The sequence below is a fragment of the Neobacillus vireti genome, from assembly GCF_036962345.1.
Taxonomy (GTDB): domain Bacteria; phylum Bacillota; class Bacilli; order Bacillales; family Cytobacillaceae; genus Neobacillus; species Neobacillus vireti_A.
The window spans coordinates 270,145-277,134 of the sequence record NZ_JBALNB010000010.1; the positions used below are offsets into that span (position 1 = coordinate 270,145).

A 6,990-nucleotide genomic window follows, 5' to 3' on the forward strand; every position below is an offset into this window, starting at 1 on the left:
GTTTCTCCCCCTAAATTGGAATCTGTATCTCAATCTCTGTTCCTTTTCCTGGTTCACTCGTTAATAAAAATGTCCCATTTAAGGCCTCTGTTCGTAGTTTCATATTTTTCAATCCAAACGATGGTAGTTCCAGCTTTTCATCATAGTAGAAGCCACAGCCATCATCTTGAATAGTCATTGTGACGAAATCCCTGCTTCTATTTAAAAATAAGGTAACATGTGCGGTTTGGGAATGTTTTTTGCAATTTCCAAGCGCTTCCTGTCCTATTCTCCAAAGAGCTTCCTCCACTTTTTCTGGAAAGCTTGAGATTCCAGATAATTTAGCCTCCAACGTTAAACCCAGCATTTCCGCATAGCCCGTTAAGGCACTAATAATGCCATTTTCAAGTCCCTGCGGTTTAAGCTGCCATATCAGCGCCCGCATTTCCCCAAGTGCATCCTGTGCAAGATCCTGAATATAGGAGAAAGTTTGTTTCACTTCTTCGTTATCCGTCATTTCTCTGCCTGCCCTAGCTGTCAGACTTAAGGAAAAAAGTAATTGATTCACAGAATCATGCAAATCCCTAGCGAGTCGATTCCGTTCGGATATCAGCGCGGTCTCCTGTTCCCTCTGTGTTAATTTAATTCGTTTAAGGGCAGTGCCGATTTGAAAGGCGACAGCCTCGAGCAGAGCAAGTTCATCTTTTTCAAAATGGGTTTTATAAGGTGAGCCGACATTTAATAGTCCAAATTTCTCATTCCCAGCTCTTAATGGGACGGTAGCATGATGGGTCAGACCGGCAGTATCGCCTGCTTTTTCAAGGAGGACGTTCTCGATTCGCTGACATTCGATTATGTTTACTGCTTTGTTCAATTTCCCGTTGTTATAGCGGCTTACACACCAGCAATCACCTGTGCACATTCGAAGGTTATTGTTATGTGCTAATGGTTCTGGCAGCGATACGTTTGCTGCCAGCTGATGGTCACCCTGTTCGTCAATTAAAAATATCCAGCCAGTCTGCAGCCCGGTTAAATGCAGGAGTTTCTTTAACACCCCTTCTAAAACGGTTTTTGAATCTGTCCCCTCATTCAATAATTCGGCTATTTCTTTTAAAATACCGATTTCTTCATATCTGGCCATGTAACACTCTCCCGATTTTGTATCTGTTGATTAAATCATATTCGTTAGCACCCTTTCATTTCAATTAATAAAACGAGGTATCTTAAATTTTTTTAAAGTAGGTTTTACCTTTTGATTAAAAGCAGAGGTGGGATTCTTCCCGTAATTCAGCAGGGATTGAGATTAGGGGCAGAATCTTGGTTGGATTCTTACCGTAATTCAGCCGGAGTCGGATTACGGGCAGAATCTTGGTTGGATTGTTCCCATAATTCTGAAGGAATGTAATTTAGGGCAGAAACATATGGATTCTGCCTGGAAACCGAAAGAAGGAAACTCTAATTTGATTGGATCCTAGGTTGTAAAAATTCTATCAATTCACCATCTGGACCTTGATAAAAAACGGTTTCCCAGCCATTTTTCAGTTTGAATGGGCCCTCTATAGCATAGATACCATTTTCGTGAAAAGTATTGATTAGCTCGTGGAATCTGTCTACTTCAAAACATATGTGAACACCATGAGAATTAGGCTTTTGTCCTCCTGCTATCAGTTCAAGCCTAAAATCATGATTTGCTAGAAATACAATCTCTTCATCATTGAGTGACAATCTTCCCTCTTCCCGGAGACCAATAAACTTTTGATAGAAAGCGATTGATGTTTCCATATCCTTTACTTCAATCGCAAAATGATGAAAACGCATGATAGTTTTCCCCTTTATAAAATTAAATTCATATCGCCAAACTCATGCCAAAGGTATTGCTGTTCAATGGCTTCCTCATAGGCACTCCATAATAACTCTTGCGGAATAAATGCAGTGAGCATATCGAGGTGGCTCGCTTTTGGTTCATGAAACCCAGTAATAATCCCGTCAACCATTTTTAGTTGAAAACATTGATTAATATATAGATTTGTCACTCCACTTAAAGCACCAGATATGCCAGCACTCTCAAGGGCTCTCACCACCGTTGTCCCAACTGCAATTACCCTTCCACCCGCTGCTTTTGCCTTACGAATCTTTTCAATTGTTATTTCGGAAAGATGGTATTCTTCGTAATTGTCAGTTGGTGATGTTTCCAATTCATCATCGAGAAGGTAGCTTAACCCCGTATGAAGCTGTATAAAATCAAGCTCGATCCCTTTCCGCTGGAGATTGAATAACAATTCCCAGCTGAGAGCTCTGCCCGCTGACGGCATTTCAACGGAACCAGGATGGCTGGCGAACACGGTTTGATAATAATCCAAACCCCATTTGTCATGGATATATTCATAACGAACAGGTTCACCAAGCGCATAAATAGTATTAAAAAGCTCTGTTCCTTTTTTTGAAAAAATCATGGTTTTAAGTGGTGAGTTTGCTTTCATGTCAATGACAACTGCAGTAAGGTCTGACGAAAATTGGAGGATGTCACCCAATCTTACTTCATCTGTCACAATCAGCACATCCCAAATCTCCTCATTACGTCGTCTTGCTAGCCGAATTTCAACCCTTTGTTGTACTAGTTTTGAATCCCTTAATAAACTGGCTTGCAGGATTGCAGGTACGGTTCGGCTGTTGTTCATAACAACCAAGTCCCCCTGCTTTAAATAATCACCAAGGCGAAAGAATTGGTCATGACTGACAGAACCTGTTTTTTTGTCTAGAACCATCATCTTAACATGGTCTCTTCTTACTCCCCTCCTCTCAGGCGGGTGTGAAGCATTTAACTTAGACGGTAAATAGAAATCAAATGCAGTAGAAACCATCATAATCCCTCCCCTGTAAACTCTTGTGCTTCAAAGCGCTGACCGGTAATTCCAATTGATTTCTCTGAAGCTAAATATAGGAACACATGGACGACATCCTCCGGTTTTGCGAGTGAGTAATCACAGTCAGGAACAGCTAGGCGGTGCATGTCGGTATCCATTTCTCCAGGGTCGACCATGTTAACACGAACATTGGTTGAGCTTAGTTCATCTGCCCATGTTTCCGTGAGACCTTCAACAGCAAATTTAGAGATCCCGTAAGCGCCCCAGCCTGCATAGCCCACATTCCCCGCTTCTGAGGTCACATTGATGATTGAGCCTTGATTGCGCTGCAGCATTCCTGGGATGACTCTTCTGGTTACAAGGAATGTTGACATTGAATTGACTCGTAAGACTTCAGCAAAGTCGTCTTCCGGATAATCGAGCAATAACGGCATGGGACTTGGTCCTAAAATGGAAGCGTTATTGATGAGAATATCAATTTGACCAAACTCCTCTTCTGTCATGGCTACAAACCGTTCTACATCTCTAGTAAGGGAAATGTCTGCTGTAACAGCCAGCACCTTAGCACCTAATGCTTCGGCTTCTTCTTTTACTTCTAGTATACCTTTAGGAGTTCTAGCACAAATGGCAAGGCTCGCTCCTTCTTTTGCGAATGCTAGAGTTAATGCCCTTCCTAACCCTTTTGATGCGCCTGTAATCATGACTACTTTTTTATTTATCATTTTTATCGCTCCTTTAAGTGTTTAACTTGATGTCTTTAGCTTAAAGGATTTTGGAAATTCCTCCCTCCGAAAAAAGCTTGAACTTTATCTACAACTTTAGGATGAGAAAAATTGGTTGAAATTCATGAAGCCCGAAAACTACCCGTATAAAAAGTACGGGCCTCATGATTGATTCATGAAGCCCGAAAACTACCCATATAAAAAGTACGGGACTCATGATTGGTTCATGAAGCCCGAAACTCCCCATATAAAAGTATGGGCCTCATGAAAAAAATTCAAGTGGCCCCAAAATTAAATACTATTTTGATGTGTTTGTTTCCCTTTATTCGTGAAATTCAGGTTAATGGGAATCAAAAACCATCTTTGTTTCCCTTGATCGGTAGTATATACCGGCATAGGGAATCAAAAACTCTCTTTGGCTCCCTTCATCCCGTGAAATCTCCCATTAAGGGAAACAAATCTTCTCACCTTGCTTATTCCTGCTTCGAATATGGTTTAAAGGTTTCTAAAACCTCTACATAACGATCTTTTGTTTTAATGGGGATACCTTGGAGAAGTTCTTCTTGCTTATTACTTTCAAGCTTTTTCACATCTATTTGAAAAAAAGATTGGATGATTCGCGAACGGTCAGGGCGTCCATTAAATATGGTCAATACCCCATCCTCACTAAGCCCAAAATAGCCATTTGCCTTAAGTAACGGTGAAATATCATCCTCTTGTTTTCTAAAAACCATCGTTGATTCATCCATGTCCACTAACTGCCATTGGTCATACTTGGCCCAAAAGTTTTCAATTGACCAATAAGAATCAAGGACGACTTCCTCGCTTATTTCTCCATCAAGATAGACTCTTTCCAAAATAATGGTCAATTGCTGAGGTTCCGATTTCTGCTGATCTTGATGGTTTTCCATTTGTTCGGCGGAGCCATTGTACATAATGCCAGGCACCTTTACGAAAGACATGATGAGAACAACCGCAACAAGGGCTAAACCAAGCCGATATTTTGTTACCCAATTGAACCTCATGCATAATCACCTCTTAGTTTTTCGAGATCTAATTCATTTTCATTACTAGTTTAGCCTTTTTTTCCCTTTTTATCCTATTTTAAAAAAATCAAAAGAGGCAAGCCGTTTTCAGCCTTGCCTCTTTTTACATATTATTTTCGGCTATTTGGTTCTAATAGCTGGGAATCATTGTTTCTGTTCCGATCACGCCCAAGAGTTCCATCATCAAAGATAACTTGCACGGATCTCCCAGCTGCTAATGGCCTAACGGCTTCTTGAATGGCTCTTCTTGTTTCCTCCGCTCTATTACCATCAGTTAATTTTACGGAAACCATAATAGAGTTTCCATAAACAACAGAGCGGACTTGTTGAACATTCTCAACGTCTGCTACCTTACTTTTAATTCTTTCTGTTGCTTTATCTTGATGTTCAGGATTTGTAGTGGTACCTGTATTCCCTAGTCTTTGATTTAAATGACCATGATAATTGGCATCACTCGTACTGAACTTATTATCCCGTTGAAAGAAATTTTTGTCATGTTTTGCGAGCGGTTTTGACGGGTTGGGTGGATTTCCATTTTCATCTCTATTACTAAACTGCTTTCTTCGCTCATCATTATTTGCTTGGTTTTCAACGCCAAGATTATGGTCCATCATCTCTGTGAACAGACCATCATTGTCCCCAGGCATGCCATTTGATCCATTTTTATGGTTTTCATCGGAATAGTAACCAACAGGCTGACCCATATTTTTGTGATCTTTATCCATAGCAGCACGGTCATCATTTGCACAACCTGACAGCCCAAAAGCGAATAAGGCTGACAGGGGAATCATCCACTGTTTCAAGTTCAAGCGAAAAACCCCCTCGCTAGGATCATGAGCATTAGAAAATATGCTCATGGTTAGGTTGTGAGCTTTGGGGGGATATCATTCTTCCAGAAAGGACCATATGAATCATTTCGTCATCTTTTTTAAGGTATCAATAAAATTTTTTCGCGAAGAAAACTGACCAATGGTTAAGTCCATTACCTGTTTATATTTATGCTGCTCTCGATAGGATCCTTCACGAATTAATCTGTTCCATTCCCGAAAAATATCTGCAGGAAAAGCCAGTGCATATAGAAATGCTTTCTCTTTTAATAATTCATTGAATTGTGAAAAACGTTCCAGCCGATCGTATGACCAATCCAAACTGGGAAGAATTCGATTTGCATACTGTAAATAATCCAACGATTGGGGACCAATACTAATTAAATCAAAATCAATAAGATGCAAAGTTCCTTTTGAATCACGTAAAAAATTATGATGAGCAACATCGCCATGGAGTATGCAAAATGGTTCATCGATAAAAAGGGACCGATCTTTTTCCATTCCGCTTAATGACCAGTTTGCCCAATCCAGAAGCTCTGCTAAGATTTTGTCATTAATAAAATACTTTAAAAATGAAATATTGGAGGAAAACATCTTCCCTCTGTCTTTCCATTTTTCAATAATTACACCTTTTGGAATTAACGTTCGATAACGTGACTCAAAGGACGAGGTGAATTGATGGAACTGTTCTAAGAGTTCAAGCCCCTCCTGCCGGTTTTTTTGAGATTTAAAGGAAAAAGGTATTTTATTTGGGGGAATATATTCCATACACCCAAAGTACGTTCCCTCAAAGAATAATGTCTCTTTTAATTGCGGCTGAACAAATAGATAGGTTTTTGTAAATCCTTCCTTTCTAAGTGTAGAAGTAAAGGCCTCTTGGAGGCGAAGTCGTTTATTGGTATGAAATCCTTTTAGCATATAAGTGTTTTTCACTGTTCTTATTAAAATAACACTTTTTCGATAGGGCACCATTTCGAGGATTTTTTCACTAAATTGCGAGCGTAAATAAGAGAGGAGACGAATGAAGTAATCATCGTCTCCTTTTTGATTAAAAGTCATACTCATTGCTTTCATCTTCGTATCGCATCATTCCATCCATCGGTCCCATTCCATAAGGGTTCATGAACGGAGGCTGCGCTGCATTTACTGGTCCTGTGTATGGTGCACTATATATTGGAGGCGTGGGCGGAACAAAGTTCTGCTGCGGAATGGCTGCTGGTTGTGGACCGCCACAGCCACAGTCACCACCTGACCCAGCCGGTATGCCTCCCTGGGCAGGATATGGCTGTTGCATTGCTGGCATTTGTTCACCGGCAAAAGGCATTCCCATATCTGGTAATTCAAAATCTTCCCTTCCCATTACCTGTGGGGCTGAACCCATTTGTGGATAACCGAATGGCATTTGACCATATGGTCCTCCCATTCCCGGTTGACCGAAGCCTGCCCCCATTGGACCACCCATTCCTGGCTGACCGAAGCCTGACCCATTGGACCTCCCATTCCTGGCTGACCGAAGCCTGACCCATTGGACCTCCCATTCCTGGCTGACCGA

General features: G+C 40.9%; 7 protein-coding genes and 1 pseudogene. All 8 read right to left on the reverse strand.

The genetic code is table 11. The features are described from left to right. Window positions 1-10: 10 nt before the first annotated feature. Window positions 11-1,120, reverse strand: coding sequence for a GAF domain-containing sensor histidine kinase (locus tag V7108_RS13535; protein WP_335568517.1), 1,110 nt, complete (start codon window positions 1,118-1,120; stop codon window positions 11-13). Between the two features lie 314 nt (window positions 1,121-1,434). Beyond that, on the reverse strand, window positions 1,435-1,797 hold the full coding sequence (locus V7108_RS13540) for a VOC family protein (protein ID WP_335568518.1): 363 nt from the start codon (window positions 1,795-1,797) through the stop codon (window positions 1,435-1,437). 14 nt (window positions 1,798-1,811) lie between these two features. Then, window positions 1,812-2,840 (reverse strand): S-adenosylmethionine:tRNA ribosyltransferase-isomerase, encoded by a 1,029-nt coding sequence (locus V7108_RS13545; RefSeq protein WP_335568519.1) that lies wholly within the window; start codon window positions 2,838-2,840, stop codon window positions 1,812-1,814. After that, entirely contained in the window at window positions 2,840-3,565 is a 726-nt protein-coding gene (locus V7108_RS13550; protein WP_335568520.1) for an SDR family NAD(P)-dependent oxidoreductase, read from the reverse strand. The genes V7108_RS13545 and V7108_RS13550 overlap by 1 nt, the downstream gene beginning before the upstream one ends. A gap of 473 nt (window positions 3,566-4,038) precedes the next feature. Next, a complete protein-coding gene (locus V7108_RS13555) occupies window positions 4,039-4,590 on the reverse strand; it encodes an intercompartmental signaling factor BofC (protein WP_335568521.1) in 552 nt (183 codons plus the stop codon). Window positions 4,591-4,721: 131 nt separating this feature from the next. After that, entirely contained in the window at window positions 4,722-5,420 is a 699-nt protein-coding gene (locus V7108_RS13560) for a YhcN/YlaJ family sporulation lipoprotein (RefSeq protein ID WP_335568522.1), read from the reverse strand. Between the two features lie 102 nt (window positions 5,421-5,522). After that, window positions 5,523-6,503, reverse strand: coding sequence for a phosphotransferase (locus V7108_RS13565; RefSeq protein ID WP_335568523.1), 981 nt, complete (start codon window positions 6,501-6,503; stop codon window positions 5,523-5,525). After that, window positions 6,487-6,990, reverse strand: a pseudogene (locus V7108_RS13570) (hypothetical protein); the annotation flags it as partial. The pseudogene V7108_RS13570 and the gene V7108_RS13565, both read right to left, overlap by 17 nt.